Origin of the sequence: Bacillus sp. OV166 (assembly GCF_900177675.1) — a bacterium.
Taxonomy (GTDB): Bacteria; Bacillota; Bacilli; order Bacillales; family Cytobacillaceae; genus Neobacillus.
Genome location: NZ_FXWM01000001.1, coordinates 3,543,208 through 3,563,969, shown reverse-complemented (window position 1 = coordinate 3,563,969; position 20,762 = coordinate 3,543,208). Strand labels below are relative to the sequence as shown.

The following is a 20,762-nucleotide window of genomic DNA, read 5'->3' as shown; positions in this document are numbered from 1 at the left end:
GTTATTTAAGCAGAAGGGATGTTTCTCCATGGAAAACACATACTTACAATCCGTTTCTTATGAAAACGGAGTCCTTAAAATACTAGATCAAACCAAAATTCCAAATATAACAGAATTTCTTGAAACGACGAAAATTGAAGACGCCTGGGATGCAATAAAACAGTTAAAAGTCCGCGGTGCCCCAGCGATTGGAATTGCAGCAGCATACGGTTTAGTGCTCGGTATAAAAGATGCACCTGAAGATTCCTTTGAAGATTTTTATGCTCATTTTAAAAAGCAATCCGATTATTTGGCCACTTCACGACCTACCGCAGTTAACCTATTTTGGGCACTAAAACGAATGAATGACAGGGCCTTAAAAGAAAAAGAATTACCGATCCATCAAATCAAAGAAGCACTAGAAATTGAAGCACATACTATTCGCAATGAAGATGAAGAAGTTTGCCGCACGATCGGGGAGCATGCATTAAACCTTTTAAAGGATGGGATGGGCGTTCTCACACACTGTAATGCGGGAGGCATCGCAACAGCAAGATATGGAACAGCCCTTTCTCCGCTTTATTTAGCAAAAGAAAAGGGCTGGGATATAAAGGTGTTTGCGGATGAAACAAGACCGCTTTTACAAGGTGCTCGTTTGACAGCTTGGGAGCTTATGCAAGCTGGCATTGATGTCACCCTAATCACAGACAATATGGCAGCAATGGTCATGCAAAAAGGCTGGGTTGACGCTGTTATCGTCGGTTGTGATCGCGTAGCGGCAAATGGTGATGTCGCCAACAAGATTGGTACATACGGTGTGGCATTATTAGCGAAGGCCCATAATATTCCGTTTTACGTAGCGGCACCGCTCTCTACCATTGATTTAGAAACTAAGACAGGTGCTGATATCCCAATCGAGGAAAGAGATGCCTCCGAAATAACTGAAGGATTTGGAAAAAGGACAGCCCCTGAAGGTGTGAAAGTATTTAACCCAGCATTTGATGTCACTCCTAATGAATTGGTAACAGCAATAATAACCGAAAAGGGTATATTAAAAGGAAATTATCAGGAAGAGCTTCACAGACTTTTTATATCCTAAAGAAAAGAAAGCAATTAACCAAATCGTTGAAATTGTCACGAAAAATATTTTAGCTGAATTGGGAAACATCTATAAAAACATGTAATCTTTGTGAATTGTCACAGTTTCGGCATATCCATGTTTTGTTTCACCTAAGTTTATAGTGTAAAATCGAAGTAGCAGAGTATGAAGTAAAGGAGGATTCGGGGATGATTAAAAAAGTAATTGCTGCCGTAATATTAGTTACATTACTTACTGTAGCGATTGTTCAGGCAATGGATAAAAAAACAGAAACTCCCGAAACTACAAGTCAAACAACAGCTAGTCAAGAAGGACTCGCTATTGGAGCAAAGGCACCTGATTTTGAACTTAAAACATTAACAGGTGAGACCGTGAAACTCTCCAATTTAAAAGGAAAAAAAGTTATGCTTAACTTTTGGGCAACATGGTGTCCGCCTTGTAAAGCAGAAATGCCAGCTATGGAGAAATTTTCCAAGCAAATGGAAAAGGATATCGTTATTTTAGCGGTTAACATTGATCCACAATTAGATGTCCAAGGATTTGTTGATGAAAATAAAATTACTTTTCCAATCCCTCTTGATGCCGATGATAAAGTAAATGAAACCTATCAAGTACTTTCCATTCCAACTACGTATTTTATTGATAGTAAAGGGATGATCCAGAATAAATATGTCGGTGGAATGAAACTTGAAGATATGAAAGATTTTACAAATAAACTAAAATAAACAAAAGACGTTGGATTACTCCAGCGTTTTTTTTCTTTTATAATAAATATTTAAAAAACGATATAATTTTCAAAAAGTTGTAATAATTGCAACCGTTTCCGGGCATAATAACTGTTACAATAGGAAATAAGGACGGTGATACCGATGAGAAAACCTAGAAAACGCTCGTTTGCAGAGCTTGTATCTGAAAATAAATCACAACTTTTAAAAGATCGTGCTGCAATTGAAAAAATCGAACAACGCTTGGAAGAAAAACGTCTCGGTAAAGCAGAATAACTAAAAAAGATTACCAATTATGTTTCCCGGCCATATGGACAAAATGTACATAAGGAGGGATCAGCACATGGGTAATCCAAAAAAAGACCACAAACATTTTACTCCAAGCCATGTAGGTACCCAGCCACGAGGGTTCAGTGGGAATAAGGGTAAGAAAATGAATGATACATCAGGGCAGCATGCACAAGTAATTCAAACAAAAGGTGAATAGGAATGGATGATAAGACTCAATAGGCGAAAGCCTCTGGGTCTTTTTTGTTATCAAAAATTTTCTTTGTTTATTTTTCCTGCTCAGTAACAAACTATATTTGTACCAATTACACCATAGGAGGAATTATGATGGCCTATAATAACAAACCGAATCCAGATGATCGCAGCGATAACGTTGAAAAGCTTCAAGCAATGATTCAAAATACGGAAAATAATATCGAAGCAGCTGAAGAATCTTTAGCATTAACAGACAGTGAGACACAACGTCAGGAAATTGAAGCAAAGAATGAACGCCGACGTGAAAGCATCGACTCCTTCCGTTCAGAAATTAAGGATGAGGCGCATAATCAAGAAAGCTAAAAAAGTGGGAGACCTGTTCATTATGGACAGGTCTTTTGTTTAGGTATGGAGCGACTGTTATGGTAAGATAGAAGGGAAATTTTGAAGAAGAAGTGATAACCTTGAGAGTACTTGTAAATCAAAAAACAATAAACGAAGACCTATTAAAGCAATGGGAAATTGAATTGAACGAAAACGGGTCCATTTCAAATGAAAGTGCATTAATTTCCGCTCTTACGTACGAATCCAATCCCGTCATCCAATCAAAGTTATTAACACTTGCCGCTTTGTCACGGATTGGTCGAAATAAACAGGATAAAATGGCAGCGGTATGGCTTGAAAGAGCGCTTAAACTATTTCCTGATAATCAAGCCGCAAAAGAATATATGATGCAATCGGATTGGAAAAAGATGGAGGGCTTACTTTCGCAGCTTACCTTTCCTGCAATGAGAGAAACGGATAATCGAACAGCCAAAAAGAAAACAGCGGAACAATACATAGAAGTGTGTCAGAACTTTTTAACGGATGCCGATGAGATTCAACATGTATTAGAAACGAAAAGAGATCTTTCCTCAACATTAGAAAATAAGGATTTATTCCAAAAACATCAGCTTCTTTACGGGTTGTTGTCTTCTGCTATAGACGAAACAGGAAGTTTATTAAAGGCGGCTGAGGAGTACGATCAATCGATTACAGGTGTTTTCCATACTTCCACCTATTATGATGACTTGAAATTGCATTTATCTAATTTAGAGGAAATTAAAGCTACTTGGCAACGGGAATTTATTGAAGAAGAAACTGAGAGTCTTCCTGATCGAATCAACGCCTTAGATCAACTGAATGAAATGATTGGGATGGAGTTTGTTAAAAATCGGATCAATGATTTTTACCGATTTTTAAAGTACCAAAAACAGCGGAAGGAGCTCGGTTTTCAAATAAAGGACGAACTGAGCTTGAACATGATCTTAACCGGTAATCCGGGTACAGGAAAAACAACACTTGCCCGCTTACTTGCGAAAATTTATCACGAATTAGGTGTCTTGCCTCGTGAGGAAGTGATTGAGACGGATCGTTCGCAGCTTGTCGGTTCATTTGTCGGCCAAACAGAAGAAAATGTTCGAGCGGTTGTTGAACGCTCAATTGGCGGGGTGTTATTTATTGACGAGGCCTATAGTCTAAAACGTGAGGGGCAAACAGGCAACGATTATGGTCAAGCGGCTATTGATACACTGGTTTCACTTATGACAGGAAATGAATATGGCGGGAAATTCGCGGTCATTATGGCAGGCTATCCTGAGGAAATGCGTTCCTTTCTAGAGGCTAATCCAGGTTTACGAAGCCGTTTTCCTCAGTCCAATCTCATTCATTTGCCAAATTATTCGAATGAAGAGTTAATAAGCATAGCAGAACATGTGGCATCAGATAATGATTACTTTGTTAGCGAAGAAGCCAAAATCGAAATCAATCATCGTCTCGATCGTGAACGGGTGGATGATTCCTTTGGAAATGCAAGAACAGTCCGCAATATTGTCTTAGATGCGATTTTTAAAAAGGGCTCGGACAAGGAAGTAAATGATGATAACATCTTAGATTATATGTTACTGAATAAAGAGGACTTTCTTTTAGACAAAGAGGAGAGTGTTGAGTCTCCTTATGAAAAATTGGACCGTCTAATCGGTTTAAAAGCCTTAAAGGTGGAGATGAGATCACTTATCTCATTTGTAAAAATGCAGCAGTACCGGATGAAAAAAGGGCTGCCGCCCGTACCTATTCAGCTTCATGCTGTTTTCACCGGAAATCCTGGTACAGGGAAAACAACCGTAGCTAAGATTTATGCGGAGCTTTTAAAGGAATGTGGCATTTTAAAACGAGGGCATCTTATCGTAGCAAGCAGGGCAGATTTTGTAGCCGGATATGTGGGTCAAACGGCAGGGAAAACAAAGAAAAAAATTAGGGAAGCGCTCGGTGGTGTCTTATTTATTGACGAAGCTTATTCCCTTTTCAGTTCGACAACAGGTGATTTTGGTAAAGAGGTCATAGATACACTTGTTGATGAAATGACCAAGCATAATGAAAACCTAGTCGTTGTCTTGGCAGGTTACCCACATGAAATGGACTTGCTCCTAGAAAGCAATCCTGGTCTTCGCTCCCGATTTAAAAAGTTCTTTTTATTTCCTGATTATTCACCAGAAGAACTGCTTGAAATCATGGCGGTCTATGCTAATAGTTTTCAATACCACCTAACAGGGGAAGCAAAAGTGCTGTTACTACAAAAGATGGATGAAGAATCCTTCAAAGGGAATGGCCGTTTTGCAACAAACATGGTGGATGAAATGATTCAAGCACAGGCCTCAAGATTAATGGATGTTGCAGAAGATGAAGATCTTTTTGAAAAGTCCCTGCTGCTTGAAGTAGCAGATGTAATAAAGGCAATCAATAAAATGTAAAATATGATCACGAAAGGGTCGTGACCTGTGGAAAATTTATTTATTTCGACTAGAGAAATTCAGCTCTATTATGCTGATACAGATATGATGGGTGTTATTTACCATGCTAATTATCTAAAGTTTTTTGAACTTGGCAGAACCGGATTTATTGAGGATCTCGGCTATAGTTATCTTGCAATGGAGGAGTCAGGTTATTTTGCTCCTGTTTATGACGTTCAAGTAACCTACAGAAAACCGTTACGCTATGGTGATAAAGGATTTGTAAAAACATGGGTAGAATTAAATGATGGCATCAAAACTGTTTATGGATATACGATTGTAAATGGCGATGAGGAAATTTGTGCAGAAGGAAAAACAACCCATATTATTGTTAAAAAAGATAATTTTAGACCTACTTCATTCAAAAGGTCATTTCCTGAATGGTATTTAAAATATGAAGAAATTAAGAAAAAGGACTAAAATTCTGACTTATATCAGCGAAATAATCTATACATTGAGGTGTCTTGATTGGCCTTTGGAATTAAAAAACAGCAAATAAGCGAATGGAAAAGAAAAATTGACAAAGGAGAAATTGCGTTTTTAACACATTATTGGCTTGATGATCGCTTTCCAGGTTCAAATACAGTCACTAAGGTGGGCTGCAATGACCTTGCAAAATTAGCAGTTTGGGGCCAAAAATATGGGTTAAGGAAAGAATGGATCCATCATCGGAAGGATGGTTATTCGCATTTCGATTTAATAGGTGAACGACAAAGAGAAATTTTACAAAAAGAAGGTTTGTTTGAACATATATGGCAAAAAAGAAATCCGTCCACTTGAAGAGTAACCACTCTAAGAGTGCGGATTTCTTTTTAGGTTAGGAATTTCGGCAAAATTAAACGGGAATCATCACCCATCCAGATATTATTAAAAGAGTCGTGATCAAGGTATGAACAATGAAAGCTGGAATGATACTTTTAGATGATAACGTTAATAATCCAAATAATAATCCTAGAAAAAAATAAAGAATTGATATTAAGATTGAAAATCCAAACATGGTCGTATGTAAGCCAAAAGCAATGCTGGTGACTATCATGCCTAATCGTTGATTGGTTATCGTAATCAGTTTAGAAAGAAGTATTCCGCGCCACAAAACCTCTTCTAGCAATGCATTGAAGCTTGAAAACAATAAAATGAATAGCAAAGGATGCCATTGCACTTCATCTTTTTTTATCAAAAGTATCCCAATAATAGCTAGTATTGAAAGAAGGCAAAGGATAAGAAAAAATTTTCTTAACGAAAAAGCGATGTTAAAAGGGAGTTGAATTTCTCCTGATAGCATAGGTTTTTTTAAAAATGGACTAATTTCTAGTTTAAATTTCTTAATAACATAGCTAATAATAATGATTGGAATTAATAATAACAATTGACTAGACATGACAAGCGAATAAGCTGATAAACGAAAACTTTCTATGAAGTTATCCATATACACTAGCAATAGATTACCTAAAAAAATGATATGACCATCCAGGCAAATAAGCGTTTCTCTTCCTTAAAAAAAGCAACTAATAATAATAAAGCAATCAGAAAAACAAAAAAGGGAGTGTAGTAACCTCTTGCAAAAAAATAGGTCATGGTTAAAAATAACAGACTTAACAAGATACCTTGTCGATTAATACCTTCCATCCGCTTTGTTCCTCCTACCTTTCTTTTATGAGTAAAAAGGCCCCGCTTTACCGGAGCCATTGTTGCATATGTGTTTGAATTTCTTTAAATTTCGCATTAGCATTTCGAAGACCAAATGATCCTGCTTTCTCTAATGGAACCACGCGGAAATTATGATTCTTTTTACTTGCGACATAGGTTGGGTAAAAAGCCGGGTTAGAAAAATCAATGGTGGTTCCTTTTTCTGATACATGTTTTGTAATATCAATGGTGGTTAAACCGCCAATATCTTTATAGTCGCCATGTTGGGCGGAAATAAAATTCCCTAATGAATAAATGACAAACGTTCGTTTGCCTTCTGCTGTTTTTATCCATTCCATTGGCTGCAGGACATGGGGATGAGAGCCAAAGATGATGTCGACTCCTTCATTAGCAAGAAATTTTGCAAGGTCTTTTTGTTCTTTTGTCGGCATTCGCTTGTACTCATTACCCCAATGGATGCTCATGACGACTACATCTGATTGTTTTTTGGCGCGATGAATTTCTTCTTTCATCGATTCGCGGTTAATAAGGTTGACGAGAAAATCTTTTCCGTCTGGTATGGGGATTCCGTTCGTTCCGTAGGTATAGGAGAGAAAAGCAAGCTTAATCCCATTTTTATTTAGTATCCTCAAATTTTGGCGGTCCTTTTCATCAATGAAGCTTCCCACATGTGGCAGTCCAATACTTTCTAAATAAGCGGCTTCCGACTTAATCCCTTTTTCGCCTTTATCTAACGTATGATTATTGGCTGTGGAAACTATATCGACCCCTGAATGGACGAGCGCATCTGCTAGCTCGTATGGGCTATTAAACCTCGGATAACCTGAAAGACCCAGTGCATTTCCCCCTAACATACTTTCTTGATTGGCAGTTAAAACATCTGGCTTTTCTAATAGAGGTTTTACATTTTCAAACATTGGGTCAAAATTATATCTCGCCCCATTAAAGGCATCTTTATAAACTTTGTCGTGAATCAGTATATCCCCAATGGCACCAAGTGTTATTTTTTCTGTCATCTCGCGATTGATCAATAGTGAAGATCGAGGCTTATGCTCTTTTGAAGGATAAACTTTTTCGTCTTCATCTGAATGTTGACTTTGTTGAATTAAGAGGTAAGAAGCTAAACTGATACATGCAATAATAATTAAAACTGAAGGTATAAAAGCATTCCGTTTCATAATTACTCCTTATTAGGCGCTGGTTTTTTATGTAATCTCTTTTTTAGACTGTTAGTTATACTATATTATACTCTTGTATAATTTTAAAACTATTTAAAAAACAAAAAGGAACCGGTATCGGTTCCTTTTCATTATAACCATTTAATCTTTGGTTCCGTTTTATTAATAATTCTTTTAATATTGGCTCGGTGCCGATATATTACAAACGAAGCTAGCAGAAATACTACGATGAGCAAAGGGATGTCCCAATCACGAATAATACCAGTAACAATGGCAAACAAAACAGCTGTAATTCCTGCGATCATCGAGGATAAGGAAACATATTTTGATATGTATAAACTGATAAAAAAGATAACTAGGACCGTGATAAACATATAGGGTGCATAGAACAATACGACACCACCTGAAGTAGCAACGGCTTTTCCGCCACGAAACCCGGCAAAAATAGGATAGGTATGACCGATAACAGCCAATACTCCAGCCAGTAGTGGATTCACATCGACATGAAAAAGATAGGGCAGGGATGCTGCTAATGTCCCTTTCAGTATATCAGCAAGTGTCACCGCCATTCCCGCCTTAACACCGAGTGTCCGAAACGTATTTGTTCCGCCTAAATTTCCGCTCCCATGCTGGCGAATATCTGTTTTATAAAATACTTTTCCGATAATTAAACCAGAGGGGATTGAACCTAGTAAATACGCAAGAACCAAAACTAAAATAATTTGAACCATTAACAAATTCTCCTTCAACAAAAAGATCCAGTCCTTCTATTTTACCATGTATTATAGAAAAAACACCACGCTTTTCCTTTTCTGTCCAAAGTAAGTACAATTAGAGTCAATTTTATTACGAAAAAATGGAGAATTTTCAAACCCTATGTTAATCCATTGAAAGCAAAGTATAGAGACAATATAATTTAGATAAAATCATATAAAACATATAAAACCGGCCGACGATACAAGTGAATTGGTCGGTTTTCACATATCCAATCATCCTGAAATTATAAGAGAGGTGAAAAACCAATGGCAACAAATCTTCAGCAATACCTAAATGATCAATACCAAGATGTTAAAGTCTTATATGTCGAAGAGGAAAAGTTTTCTAGGGAAAAACTAGTGCGAGTTCTAAAGCGTCGTTTTGCCAATGTATATGCTGCAATTGACGATGTGGAAGGATTTCAGCTTTACCAGCGTTACCAACCGGATTTAATTATTTGTGATATTAAAATGAACCAAATGAGCGGGTTAGAACTGATTAATAAGATACGAGCCTTGAACGAACAAGTCCAGGTGATTGCAACAAGTGCTTATGATGAAAATGATTTCTTTATCCAGTGCGATGCAAATAAAATTAATCATTTTATCTTCAAACCGATTGACTTAGGTCAGCTTTTGCACGCGATTCAAAAATCAGTCTATAAAATCAAACTAGAGAAAGAGCCAATTGATGATATCTTGGAAATGGAAATTAGACGTGCCGAACGATTAGGCCAGCCTTTTTCGATTATTTCGATGGATATTGATTTCTTTAATCATGTGAATGAACGCTTTGGACCACAGGCTGGGGATACAATCCTTCATACGATCTCTACCATTGTTCAGCAACGGATTAGAGAATCAGATATTTTTGCCCGTTGGGGTGGCGAAGAGTTTATCCTGCTAACTACTGCTACGGATAGTAATGGAGCACAGGAGTTAGCCGAATCTATCCGTTCCATTATCGAAGACTTTAAATTTAATAATATTGAAAAGATAACATGCAGCTTTGGGATCGCCGAGTTTTCTAAAGGCAAAACGAAAAATAATTTAATTTCTGAGGCAAATCAAGCACTTACTCAGTCTAAAAATAAAGGACGAAACTGTGTAACACTTTACAGCCAAGAATGTTTTGAGGGTGGTTAGAGTGATAATGTGGTATTTTATCCTATCCTTTGTTAGTGGAACCTTCATTTATGTCATTTTCCAATCTTTTTATAAGCGCCGTGAGTTGTTGAAAAAGCTAAAGGAAAGTGAAAAGAGCTATCAGGACTTAGCAAAAATATATGATTCTGTAGAGACTGTGAAACAAGATTTAGAACAAAGAATTCAGGAAGAAGTAGCAAAAAACCGTGAAAAGGATTATGTCCTAATCCAGCAATCAAGACTTGCTGCAATGGGGGAAATGATTGCAAGTATTGGACATCAATGGCGTCAACCGTTAAATAGTTTATCACTATTAATCCAGGATGTAAGAGAAGCACGAGAGTTCGGAGAAATTGATGATCAATATATTGACCGTTTTAATCGAGAAGGCTTGCTCCAAATTAAGCATATGTCGAGGACGATTAATGATTTTCGCAAATTTTATAAACCGAACAAGGAAAAAGTCCCATTCTCCGTGGGGGATTCCATTGAAGATGCTCTTTCTATTTTTTCATCAAGTTTAATAAACCATGAAATACTGGTTGAATTTGAATACAGAGGTCGGAATATGGCATATGGATATCCGAATGAATATAGTCAAGTTGTCCTTAACCTTTTCACAAATACTAGGGATGCATTTGTTCATAACACAATAAATAATCGAAAAATACTAATCAAAATAGATGAAACGGATAAAGAAATATCGGCTGAATTTATCGATAATGCTGGTGGAATTGAACCCTCACTGCTTGAGAAAATCTTCGAACCTTATTTTACTACAAGACATCATGGCACCGGTTTAGGACTTTATATGGCCAAGAAAATATTGGAAAACATGGACGGAAGTGTCTTAGCAGAAAATACTGGTGATGGAGCTCGATTCTGCCTTACCATTCCAAAGGTAGCAGTCGCGGTCAAACCGAAACTTTTATCCAGTTAAAGAATATTTTATGCAGCCTCTTCTACCATGGGTTTTTTCTGTTAAGAACTTTTTATTATGTATTTTTTGAAAATATAGGTAAAATAAAGAGAAAAGGGAGTGAGACATATGAGCATTGAAAATCCAAGTCGTAATGAAATTGGGATAATTTTAAAAGAGGCAAAAAGAATCGCTGTTGTTGGTTTGAGTGATAATCCTGAACGAACATCCTATCAAGTTTCTGCTGCTATGCAAAAAGCGGGTTATGACATTATTCCAGTGAATCCTACTGTCGATCAGGTTCTTGGTGTCAAGGCAGTTGCCTCTCTGAAAGATATTGAAGGACATGTAGACATTGTTAATGTTTTCCGCAGGTCAGAACAATTGTTCGATGTAGCCAAAGAATTTGATGAGATCGATGCCGATGTATATTGGGCGCAGCTTGGACTAGAAAATGATGAGGCGTATGAGTTTTTAAAAAACAAGGGCTATACCGTTATTATGAACCGCTGCATCAAAGTCGAACATGCATTAACAAAAGCATAATGTTTACCAAAAAACTGCTAATTATTAGCAGTTTTTTTCTTTCAATCCCCCAAAAAACGCTAGATAATAATATTATAAAAATATGTTGTTTCAAATTTCGTATTTGCCAAATTAAAATAAATCGCTACAATATAGCATAGACGCCGCAAGATTTATGATAAAATAAGAAGCGGCAAACATTGGTTCTATTTTAAATATAAAAAGATAATAAAAAGATGACTAATCAATTAGTTCATGAAGCAATTAGAAGGATACTTCTTTTTGTAGGGAATGAAAGGGGTATTTTAGTGGCAAGGAATCAGCAAGCTTTTGATTATAATGATGATGCCATACAGGTACTAGAAGGTCTAGAGGCGGTTCGAAAGCGTCCAGGAATGTACATTGGCAGCACCGATTCACGCGGTCTTCATCACCTCGTTTATGAGATTGTCGACAATTCTGTCGATGAAGCTCTTGGAGGATTTGGTGATCAAATCATTGTAAAATACACAAAGATAATTCAATTAGTGTTAATGACCGCGGGCGCGGCATGCCTACGGGTATGCACAAAATGGGGAAACCGACACCAGAGGTTATATTAACAGTGCTTCATGCCGGCGGAAAGTTCGGCCAAGGCGGATATAAAACAAGCGGCGGTTTGCATGGTGTTGGTGCATCGGTAGTTAATGCATTATCTGAATGGTTAACTGTCACGATTAAAAGGGACGGTTTCGTATATGAACAGCGCTTTGAAAATGGCGGAAAGCCAGCAACCACTCTCGAGAAAATCGGCAAAACCAATCAAACGGGAACAACGATTCATTTTAAGCCAGATCCGACCATTTTTTCTACGACTACTTACAATTTCGAAACATTATGTGAGAGGTTACGAGAGTCAGCCTTCTTGCTAAAAGGATTGAAAATCGATATTATCGATGATCGTAATGATTTCCATGAAGTCTTTCATTATGAGAATGGGATTGAAGCCTTCGTTGCTTATTTAAACGAAGAAAAGGATGTCCTTCATCCGGTTATCAGCTTAGAAGGATCTCAGCATGGAATAGAAGTGGATTTTGCGTTTCAATTTAATGATGGCTATTCCGAAAATGTCCTCTCCTTTGTCAATAATGTCCGCACTAGAGATGGCGGTACCCATGAAGCAGGGGCAAAAACAGCAATGACAAGGGTATTTAACGATTATGCCCGCAAGGTTTCATTCTTAAAAGATAAAGACAAAAACCTTGATGGTGCAGATATCCGCGAAGGTTTATCGGCAATAATCTCCGTTCGAATCCCGGAAGAACTACTTCAGTTCGAAGGACAAACAAAGGGGAAATTAGGAACTAGTGAGGCTAGGTCAGCAGTCGATGCTGTTGTTTCTGAACATCTCTCCTACTTTCTTGAAGAGAACCCTGATATTAGCTCCCTTCTTATCAAAAAATCGATTAAAGCCTATCAAGCTCGAGAAGCTGCTAGAAAAGCGCGTGAGGATGCAAGGAGCGGTAAAAAACGGAAACGTTCGGATGCCGTTTTGTCTGGTAAACTAACACCTGCACAATCACGTAATCCGCAAAGAAATGAACTATACCTGGTGGAGGGTGATTCCGCGGGAGGTTCCGCAAAACAAGGGCGTGACCGCCGCTTTCAAGCCGTACTTCCACTTAGAGGTAAAGTAATTAATACGGAAAAAGCAAAACTCTCTGACATTTTTAAAAATGAAGAAATCAATACGATCATCCATGCAATTGGCGGTGGGGTCGGTACGGATTTTAATGTAGAAGATATCAACTATGATAAAATTGTCATTATGACGGATGCTGATACTGATGGAGCACATATTCAGGTCTTATTACTTACCTTCTTTTATCGATATATGAAGCCGCTGCTAGAAGCAGGCAAAGTGTTTATTGCCCTCCCGCCGCTTTATAAAGTGAGTAAAGGGACAGGCAAAAAGGAAATTATCGAATATGCTTGGAGTGATGATGAGCTCCAGGGTGCCCTGAAAAAAGTTGGCAGAGGCTATATTATTCAGCGTTATAAAGGACTGGGTGAAATGAATGCCGACCAGCTATGGGATACAACAATGGATCCAGAAACACGGACTTTGATTCGTGTAAAAATCGATGATGTTGCACGAGCAGAACGCCGCGTTACAACCCTTATGGGCGACAAGGTTGAACCGCGCCGTAAGTGGATCGAAAGTAATGTAGCATTTGGTTTAGAAGAAGATGACACCATTTTAGAAAATGAAAATATTACGGTCTCCGAGGAGGGTTCTGAAGGATGAGTACAAATGAAAAATTCCGTGACTTGCCTCTAGAAGATGTAATTGGTGATCGTTTTGGCAGATATAGTAAGTACATCATTCAAGAACGTGCCCTTCCGGATGCCCGTGACGGCCTAAAGCCTGTACAGCGAAGAATTCTTTATGCGATGCATGTGGAAGGAAATACGTACGATAAAGGCTTTCGAAAATCAGCAAAAACCGTTGGTAATGTCATCGGTAACTACCACCCACACGGTGATACCTCTGTTTATGAGGCAATGGTGCGGATGAGTCAGGACTGGAAGGTTCGAAACGTTCTCGTTCAAATGCACGGAAACAACGGTAGCGTTGATGGTGATCCGCCGGCAGCAATGCGTTATACTGAAGCAAGGCTTTCAGCGATTGCTGCTGAATTAATGCGCGACATCGAAAAAAATACCGTTGAATTTATTCCAAACTTTGATGATACATCGAAAGAACCAACGGTCTTGCCAGCGATGTTCCCGAACCTTCTTGTCAATGGTTCGACAGGAATTTCAGCAGGTTATGCAACGGATATTCCCCCGCATCACCTTGGAGAAATCATTGACGGGGTAATCAAGAGAATGGATCAACCGGATGTATCTGTTGACGAACTGATGACCATCATTAAAGGGCCAGATTTCCCTACAGGCGGTATCATTCAAGGGATTGATGGGATTAGAAAAGCCTATGAAACTGGTAAAGGGAAAATTATCGTCCGGAGCAAAGCAGAAATAGAAGAGGTACGCGGCGGTAAGCAGCAAATTGTCATTACCGAAATACCCTATGAAGTTAATAAAGCCAATCTTGTTAAAAAAATGGATGAATTCCGTCTCGATCGAAAAGTAGAAGGAATTTCAGAAATCCGCGATGAAACGGACCGAACAGGCTTAAGAATAGTCATTGATTTAAAGAAAGATGCCGATGCAGAAGGTGTCTTGAACTATTTATATAAAAATAGTGATCTTCAAGTAACCTACAATTTTAATATGGTTGCCATCTATAAAAAGCGTCCAAAATTAATGGGACTAAGAGACATGCTGGATGCCTATATCGAGCACCAAAAAGAAGTTGTTACAAGAAGGTCGCAATATGACCTTAATAAAGCGAAAGAGCGTCAGCATATCGTTGAAGGATTAATGAAAGCTTTATCCATCCTTGATGAAGTAATTGCCACCATCCGTGCATCCAAGGATAAACGCGATGCAAAAGATAATTTGATGGCAAAGTATGGTTTCACAGAGATGCAAGCTGAAGCGATCGTTTCCTTACAGCTTTATCGCTTAACAAACACCGATATCACTGCACTGAGGCAGGAAGCGGAAGAATTAGCGAAGAAAATTGACGAGCTTACTAGTATTTTAGCAAGTGAGAAAACTCTTTTCTCTGTCATTAAAAAAGAATTAAAAGATGTGAAGAAACGTTTTGCAGATGCGCGTCGTTCTAAGATTGAAGCTGAAATCGAAGAATTGAAAATCAATCTTGAAGTAACCGTCCCTAGCGAAGACGTGATTGTAACGATCACAAAACAAGGGTATGTAAAACGGACGAGCCCACGTTCATATGCAGCTTCCAATGGCCAGGATTTAGCGATGAAAGATTCAGACCGTTTGTTAGCTCAGCTTGAAATGAATACAAAGGATGTCCTTCTCCTCTTCACGAATAAAGGAAATTATTTATTCTGCCCTGTTCATGAGCTTCCGGATATAAGGTGGAAAGACCTTGGACAGCATGTCGCGAATATTATTCCAATTGAACGTGATGAAGAGATTATCCAAGCGATTCCGGTGAAAGACTTTGAGGCAAATCTATTCCTTGTCTTTGTCACGAAAAATGGCATGGTTAAGAAAACAGAGCTTAAACAATATAAAGCACAGCGATATTCCAAACCGCTTGTTGGCATCAATCTTAAGGATGATGATCAAGTTACTGATATTCATTTAACAGATGGAACGAAAGAATTATTCTTAATCACCCACTTAGGTTACTCCTTATGGTTTCATGAAGAAGAAATCAGTATTGTAGGTGCACGTGCTGCAGGAGTTAAAGGGATGAATTTAAAGGATGACGATTTTGTCATTGGCGGAAAAATCATTCATCCAGATAGTAACGAAACGATCGTTATTGCGACGCAGCGTGGAGCTGTGAAGAGAATGAAAATGAAAGAGTTTGAAAAAGCAACTCGAGCCAAGCGCGGGGTTGTCATTTTAAGAGAGCTTAAATCAAACCCACACCGAATCACCGGATTTGTTATTGCTAATGAGCTGGATGTTATTTATCTCCAAACGGAAAAAGGACATATCGAAACACTTCATACAGTAGATATTCACTTCAGTGACCGTTATTCGAATGGCTCGTTTATACTTGATGAGGATGATAACGGCAAGATAACCACTGTTTGGAAAGTAGCAGCACCTGAAAAACCAAATGAATAATTTTTTGTGGACTCTCTTAAAATTAGAGAGTCCCTTTTTCATCTTTTTTCCAAAACTGGACATACTAACTAATAACAGAGTTGGGAGGGTTCATGGATGAAAAAAGAGATGCTTCTGGTGATTGCTTCGTTTTTTCTCATGTCACTTACTGCGATTACTGGGGTTTATGCAATTGAAGAAACTACAAAAACGGTCACCATAACAAAAGAGCAAGCAGATATTACAGGAGACGAAAAGGAGGAACAAATCCTTTTAAAGGGTGTTCCTTATCAGAAAGAAGATACATTTTTAGAGAAAATCTATATTGAAATTGCCGCCTCCAATGGAAAGACCTTTTCCTTCCCTTTGGAAAGTGGTGCTAAGGCGTCACTCCTGCTAGTGGACTTAAACCATGATGGGGTGAAGGATGTGTTTGCAAGTGTGTTAACAGGAGAAAATAAGCGAATTGTTCATAACTACTCTTATTCTATGAAGGATTTTGTCCATACGAATTTAGCCTTACCTGAGCCAATTGAAATGGATAGCCATTTTTTAAATGGGTTTAAAGCTGAAATCAAACTTGCTAAAACAGGAAAATCCTATCGGTTTGATTTAAAGGACCGTCAAAAGTATTATAAAAAGCTCGGTCTTTATTATAAAGGAAAATTAAATGAGCCTACAGAACTAACCGTTAACCCTTATAGCAGTCTCCAACCGATACAATTAGAGGGCAATAAAGTGGGATTACTTGGGGAGCAGAAGGTAACAGGAATCGCAAATGCGGATCTTATTGCATTGGTTAAATCTACTTGGTCGTTTGAAAAAGGGCATTGGAAGCTCATCGGCACGGTGGTTAATAAAGAAATAAATAATTGATCGCTAAACACAGGATTCCCTGTGTTTTTTTTTGCAAAAATTTGACGGAATTTCCAGTCGGGAATATACTTATGTTTGCTTAACAAGCCAAATGATCTTCTTAATAAACTAAATAAATATATTTGTTCATATTTAGTTCATAAAAATAGGATAAAGTTACTTATCAATTATTAAAATGGAGTTGAGAGATGTTGATCAAATTAACCAGATTTCTAAAACCATTTCAATTACCCATCTATTTGGTGTTAGGCCTAGTGCTTTTACAGTCATTGTCAGAACTTTATTTGCCAACGTTAATGGCTGACATTGTTGACAAGGGTGTCGTGACTGGTGATACCAACTACATATGGAAAATTGGTGGTTTCATGCTGCTCGTCGCGGCAGGAGGGATGATTTGTTCCATTGCTGCGAGTTTCTACTCAGCAAAAGCAGCATCAGGGTTTGGAAAGCTCTTGCGGAGCAAAATTTTCTCCCACGTAGGAAACTTTTCACTGCACGAGTTTGATAAACTTGGAACTGCTTCATTGATTACAAGAACTACCAACGATATTACTCAAATCCAGCAAGTATTAGTAATGATGTTACGAATGATGGCGATGGCACCGATGATGTGTATTGGCGGCATCATTATGGCCTATTCAAAGGATACCAAGCTAACGTTAGTTCTTGCTGTCGCTTTGCCAATTCTCGTACTGGCGATCGTCATAATCGCAAGAAAAGGAATTCCACTATTTAAAGCAATGCAGGTAAAATTGGATAATCTCAATCGCGTTTTACGAGAAAACTTAACTGGTATTCGTGTTATTCGCTCATTTAATCGAGTCGAGCATGAGAAGAAGCGTTTTGATGAAGCCAATTGGGATTTAACGCAAACAGCTATAAAAGTAAATAAAATCATGGCTGCAATGATGCCGATTATGATGATTGTTCTAAACCTCTCCACGGTAGCCATTGTCTGGTTTGGCGGACTGAGGATTAGCAATGGGCATATGCAGGTCGGTGATATGATGGCATTTATCCAATATGCCATGCAAATTATGTTCTCTTTCATCATGCTATCAATGATGTTTGTGATGATACCAAGGGCATCGGTATCTGCTGTCCGAGTCAACGAAGTGCTGGAGACGGTAGCCGATATTAAGGATCCATCTTCGACGTTATCAGGAGAAGGCACTAAAGGGCACGTAGAATTTCAGGATGTTACCTTCAGTTATCCTGGAGCAGAAATGCCTGCAATTTCAAATATTTCTTTCTCGATGAAGCCTGGTGAAATAACAGCTATTATTGGGGGAACAGGCTCTGGAAAATCGACACTGATTAACTTAATTCCTCGTTTTTATGATGTCGATAGTGGTAAGGTTCTTGTCGATGGAATTGATGTAAGAGATATGACCCAAGAACAGCTTAGAGAAAAGATTGGGTTTGTCCCACAGCAATCAGTGCTATTTACAGGCACAATCGCAGAGAACATTCGTTATGGGAAAGAAAATGCATCGAAAGAAGAGGTTGATCATGCTGCCGAAATTGCACAGGCGAAAGAATTCATTTCAAACATGCCAGAAGGTTTTGATGCGGTAATCTCCCAAGGGGGAACAAATGTTTCTGGCGGACAGAAACAGCGGTTATCCATCGCTCGAGCCCTCGTTCGGAAGCCTGAGATTTATATATTTGATGACAGCTTTTCCGCATTGGACTTTAAAACAGATGCCAAGCTGCGCGCTGCACTAAAAGGGGAAACTGGCAATTCAACGGTATTAATCGTAGCACAACGAGTGAGTACAATTATCGACGCAGACCAGATTATTGTCCTAGATAATGGAGAGATAACCGGAATCGGCACGCATAAAGATTTGATGGAGTCGAGTGCGGTTTATCGAGAGATTGTGATGTCGCAGCTGTCAGAGGAGGAAATCGCATGAGCAAGCATCAAAAACCAGAACAAGAGTCTGGGCCGCGCAAACCTGGTCCTGGCCCCGGCGGTGGATTTGGCCCGATGGGTATGGGCATGCCTGTCCAAAAAGCAAAGAATTTTAAGGGAACGCTAAACAGATTAATCAGCTATTTGAAGCCTTATAAATTACAGCTTCTTTCAGTATTAATAACTGCCATTATCAGTACGATTTTTGCTATTGTCAGTCCTAAAATCATGGGGAAAGCAACCACAAAATTATTTGAAGGCTTGATGATGAAGCTCAGAGGAGTTCCAGGGGCTAAAATAGATTTTGAGTATATCGGTCAAATTATTATTTTACTAATAGGTCTTTATATATTGAGTGCGATTTTTGCCTATTTACAACAATATATCATGGCTGGTGTCGCACAAAAGACCGTTTATAATCTCCGTAAAGAAGTGGAAGAAAAGCTTAACAGGCTGCCGTTAAAATACTTTGATTCACGTACCCATGGGGAAATTCTCAGCCGTGCGGTCAATGATGTCGATAATATCAGCACAACCTTACAGCAAAGCTTAACCCAGTTGATTACCTCAGTAGTTACAATTATTGGAGTAATCATCATGATGCTATCAATCAGTCCTTTGATGACATTGATCGTGATTGTGACACTGCCACTAAGCGGTATAGCGATTGCAAAAATCGCCAAAAAATCACAACTGTATTTTAAAGGCCAGCAAAAATCACTAGGCGAGCTAAATGGTCATGTAGAAGAAATGTATACAGGCCATAAGGTAGTCAAAGTATTTGGCCATGAGCAGAAATCGATTGACAAATTTGAAGGAATTAATGAAACACTCTACCAATCAGCCTGGAAGGCACAGTTTGTTTCTGGAATGATTATGCCGCTTATGTCATTCATCAATAATATTGGCTATGTCCTTGTATCAGTCGTTGGTGGAATCTTAGTCACTAAAAAAGCGATTGAAATTGGTGATATTCAGGCCTTTATCCAATATGCGCGGCAATTTTCTCAACCAATTGCACAAACAGCATCGATAGCCAACGTGATTCAATCAACTATCGCAAGTGCCGAACGTGTGTTTGAAATATTGGATGAAACTGAAGAGGTCCCTGAAGCGGTTGCTGCAAAAGTGATTTCTACTCCGAGGGGTGAAGTAACATTTGAACATGTTACTTTTGGCTACGAGGAAAATGAAATCTTAATCGAAGACATGCAAATTGATGTGAAATCTGGCCAGACGGTTGCAATTGTCGGACCAACAGGGGCAGGGAAGACAACACTTATTAATTTGTTAATGCGTTTCTACGAGATTAATTCCGGGCGAATTTTGATTGATGGCATTGACACGATAGATTTAAAAAGGGAGCACTTAAGGAGTTTATTCGGTATGGTGCTTCAGGATACCTGGCTATTTAACAGTACGATTTTTGATAATATTGCATACGGAAGGGAAGGGGCAACAAAAGAGGAAGTGGTGGCAGCGGCTCGAGCAGCCAATGCGGACCATTTTATCCGAACTCTTCCAGACGGTTATGATACGATATTGAACGAGGAAGCATCCAATATTTCTCAGGGCCAAAAGCAATTGTTAACCATTGCCAGAGCGATACTCGCGAATCCAGCAATTCTAATACTCGATGAAGCAACAAGTAGTGTAGATACTCGCACAGAGGTACAAATTCAAAAGGCGATGAACCATTTAATGAAAGGGCGCACAAGCTTTGTTATAGCACACAGATTGTCGACGATTCGTGATGCAGATTTAATCCTTGTGATGAATAACGGCAGTGTGATTGAAAAAGGAAATCACATCGAATTACTTGAAAAAGGCGGCTTTTATGCAGATTTGTATAATAGTCAGTTTACTGGAAGCAATTCGATGAAAAATGTAGGATAAAAAAATGCGTTTGGAGAGCATATGAGCTTTCTAAACGCATTTTTAATTTTGCAAGGTGAAAAATATTAAAAAATTTATTCCGTCTCA

At 38.5% G+C, this 20,762-nt stretch carries 19 protein-coding genes and 1 pseudogene; 16 read left to right on the top strand and 4 right to left on the bottom strand.

Annotated elements, in window-relative coordinates:
• Nucleotides 1-28 precede the first annotated feature (28 nt).
• From mtnA to CCK98_RS17275, 8 genes are all read left to right on the top strand, one after another.
• Entirely contained in the window at nt 29-1,078 is a 1,050-nt protein-coding gene (gene mtnA / locus CCK98_RS17310) for an S-methyl-5-thioribose-1-phosphate isomerase (RefSeq protein WP_088087696.1), read from the top strand.
• Between the two features lie 188 nt (nt 1,079-1,266).
• The gene (locus CCK98_RS17305) at nt 1,267-1,803 is read left to right on the top strand and encodes a redoxin domain-containing protein (RefSeq protein ID WP_088087695.1); all 537 of its coding nucleotides are present in this window, start codon (nt 1,267-1,269) and stop codon (nt 1,801-1,803) included.
• Between the two features lie 144 nt (nt 1,804-1,947).
• Nucleotides 1,948-2,079, top strand: coding sequence for an FbpB family small basic protein (locus CCK98_RS17300; RefSeq protein ID WP_088087694.1), 132 nt, complete (start codon nt 1,948-1,950; stop codon nt 2,077-2,079).
• Between the two features lie 67 nt (nt 2,080-2,146).
• The gene (locus CCK98_RS17295; protein ID WP_088087693.1) at nt 2,147-2,290 is read left to right on the top strand and encodes an acid-soluble spore protein N; all 144 of its coding nucleotides are present in this window, start codon (nt 2,147-2,149) and stop codon (nt 2,288-2,290) included.
• A 125-nt stretch (nt 2,291-2,415) separates the two neighbouring features.
• Nucleotides 2,416-2,649, top strand: a complete 234-nt coding sequence (gene tlp, locus CCK98_RS17290; protein WP_373408494.1) for a small acid-soluble spore protein Tlp — start codon at nt 2,416-2,418, stop codon at nt 2,647-2,649.
• A gap of 101 nt (nt 2,650-2,750) precedes the next feature.
• Complete coding sequence (locus CCK98_RS17285) at nt 2,751-5,075, top strand: AAA family ATPase (protein WP_088087691.1); 2,325 nt, start codon at nt 2,751-2,753, stop codon at nt 5,073-5,075.
• A gap of 27 nt (nt 5,076-5,102) precedes the next feature.
• Nucleotides 5,103-5,534: a thioesterase family protein gene (locus CCK98_RS17280; RefSeq protein ID WP_088087690.1), complete on the top strand. Its 432-nt coding sequence runs from the start codon at nt 5,103-5,105 to the stop codon at nt 5,532-5,534.
• Between the two features lie 48 nt (nt 5,535-5,582).
• A complete protein-coding gene (locus tag CCK98_RS17275; protein ID WP_088087689.1) occupies nt 5,583-5,894 on the top strand; it encodes a hypothetical protein in 312 nt (103 codons plus the stop codon).
• Nucleotides 5,895-5,949: 55 nt separating this feature from the next.
• Here the strand turns inward: CCK98_RS17275 and CCK98_RS17270 are convergent, their stop codons facing one another.
• From CCK98_RS17270 to plsY, 4 genes are all read right to left on the bottom strand, one after another.
• Nucleotides 5,950-6,540, bottom strand: coding sequence for a CPBP family intramembrane glutamic endopeptidase (locus CCK98_RS17270; protein WP_256942569.1), 591 nt, complete (start codon nt 6,538-6,540; stop codon nt 5,950-5,952).
• Nucleotides 6,541-6,560: 20 nt separating this feature from the next.
• Nucleotides 6,561-6,740 (bottom strand): hypothetical protein, encoded by a 180-nt coding sequence (locus CCK98_RS17265; RefSeq protein ID WP_088087687.1) that lies wholly within the window; start codon nt 6,738-6,740, stop codon nt 6,561-6,563.
• Between the two features lie 47 nt (nt 6,741-6,787).
• Entirely contained in the window at nt 6,788-7,939 is a 1,152-nt protein-coding gene (locus CCK98_RS17260; protein ID WP_088087686.1) for a CapA family protein, read from the bottom strand.
• Between the two features lie 131 nt (nt 7,940-8,070).
• Nucleotides 8,071-8,670, bottom strand: coding sequence for a glycerol-3-phosphate 1-O-acyltransferase PlsY (gene plsY / locus CCK98_RS17255; protein WP_088087685.1), 600 nt, complete (start codon nt 8,668-8,670; stop codon nt 8,071-8,073).
• A gap of 291 nt (nt 8,671-8,961) precedes the next feature.
• On the opposite strand from plsY, the gene CCK98_RS17250 reads away from it, so the two are divergent.
• From CCK98_RS17250 to CCK98_RS17215, 8 genes and pseudogenes are all read left to right on the top strand, one after another.
• On the top strand, nt 8,962-9,840 hold the full coding sequence (locus CCK98_RS17250; protein WP_088087684.1) for a diguanylate cyclase domain-containing protein: 879 nt from the start codon (nt 8,962-8,964) through the stop codon (nt 9,838-9,840).
• A 7-nt stretch (nt 9,841-9,847) separates the two neighbouring features.
• Nucleotides 9,848-10,780: a sensor histidine kinase gene (locus CCK98_RS17245; RefSeq protein WP_088087683.1), complete on the top strand. Its 933-nt coding sequence runs from the start codon at nt 9,848-9,850 to the stop codon at nt 10,778-10,780.
• A 108-nt stretch (nt 10,781-10,888) separates the two neighbouring features.
• Entirely contained in the window at nt 10,889-11,305 is a 417-nt protein-coding gene (locus CCK98_RS17240) for a CoA-binding protein (protein ID WP_088087682.1), read from the top strand.
• A 287-nt stretch (nt 11,306-11,592) separates the two neighbouring features.
• Nucleotides 11,593-13,571 (top strand): annotated as a pseudogene (parE, locus tag CCK98_RS17235) (DNA topoisomerase IV subunit B).
• A complete protein-coding gene (parC, locus tag CCK98_RS17230) occupies nt 13,568-16,006 on the top strand; it encodes a DNA topoisomerase IV subunit A (protein ID WP_088087681.1) in 2,439 nt (812 codons plus the stop codon). The pseudogene parE and the gene parC overlap by 4 nt, the downstream one beginning before the upstream one ends.
• Before the next feature lie 96 nt (nt 16,007-16,102).
• Nucleotides 16,103-16,861: a hypothetical protein gene (locus CCK98_RS17225; protein ID WP_088087680.1), complete on the top strand. Its 759-nt coding sequence runs from the start codon at nt 16,103-16,105 to the stop codon at nt 16,859-16,861.
• A 191-nt stretch (nt 16,862-17,052) separates the two neighbouring features.
• Complete coding sequence (locus CCK98_RS17220) at nt 17,053-18,780, top strand: ABC transporter ATP-binding protein (protein ID WP_088090447.1); 1,728 nt, start codon at nt 17,053-17,055, stop codon at nt 18,778-18,780.
• On the top strand, nt 18,777-20,675 hold the full coding sequence (locus tag CCK98_RS17215) for an ABC transporter ATP-binding protein (protein WP_088087679.1): 1,899 nt from the start codon (nt 18,777-18,779) through the stop codon (nt 20,673-20,675). The genes CCK98_RS17220 and CCK98_RS17215 overlap by 4 nt, the downstream gene beginning before the upstream one ends.
• Nucleotides 20,676-20,762: the final 87 nt, after the last annotated feature.

Coding starts and splice junctions, on each gene's coding strand:
- mtnA (WP_088087696.1), top strand. CDS start 29: ATGGAAAACACATACTTACAATCCGTTTCTTATGAAAACGGAGTCCTT.
- CCK98_RS17305 (WP_088087695.1), top strand. CDS start 1,267: ATGATTAAAAAAGTAATTGCTGCCGTAATATTAGTTACATTACTTACT.
- CCK98_RS17300 (WP_088087694.1), top strand. CDS start 1,948: ATGAGAAAACCTAGAAAACGCTCGTTTGCAGAGCTTGTATCTGAAAAT.
- CCK98_RS17295 (WP_088087693.1), top strand. CDS start 2,147: ATGGGTAATCCAAAAAAAGACCACAAACATTTTACTCCAAGCCATGTA.
- tlp (WP_373408494.1), top strand. CDS start 2,416: ATGATGGCCTATAATAACAAACCGAATCCAGATGATCGCAGCGATAAC.
- CCK98_RS17270 (WP_256942569.1), bottom strand. CDS start 6,540: ATGGATAACTTCATAGAAAGTTTTCGTTTATCAGCTTATTCGCTTGTC.
- CCK98_RS17265 (WP_088087687.1), bottom strand. CDS start 6,740: ATGGAAGGTATTAATCGACAAGGTATCTTGTTAAGTCTGTTATTTTTA.
- CCK98_RS17260 (WP_088087686.1), bottom strand. CDS start 7,939: ATGAAACGGAATGCTTTTATACCTTCAGTTTTAATTATTATTGCATGT.
- plsY (WP_088087685.1), bottom strand. CDS start 8,670: ATGGTTCAAATTATTTTAGTTTTGGTTCTTGCGTATTTACTAGGTTCA.
- CCK98_RS17250 (WP_088087684.1), top strand. CDS start 8,962: ATGGCAACAAATCTTCAGCAATACCTAAATGATCAATACCAAGATGTT.
- CCK98_RS17245 (WP_088087683.1), top strand. CDS start 9,848: ATGTGGTATTTTATCCTATCCTTTGTTAGTGGAACCTTCATTTATGTC.
- CCK98_RS17240 (WP_088087682.1), top strand. CDS start 10,889: ATGAGCATTGAAAATCCAAGTCGTAATGAAATTGGGATAATTTTAAAA.
- parC (WP_088087681.1), top strand. CDS start 13,568: ATGAGTACAAATGAAAAATTCCGTGACTTGCCTCTAGAAGATGTAATT.
- CCK98_RS17225 (WP_088087680.1), top strand. CDS start 16,103: ATGAAAAAAGAGATGCTTCTGGTGATTGCTTCGTTTTTTCTCATGTCA.
- CCK98_RS17215 (WP_088087679.1), top strand. CDS start 18,777: ATGAGCAAGCATCAAAAACCAGAACAAGAGTCTGGGCCGCGCAAACCT.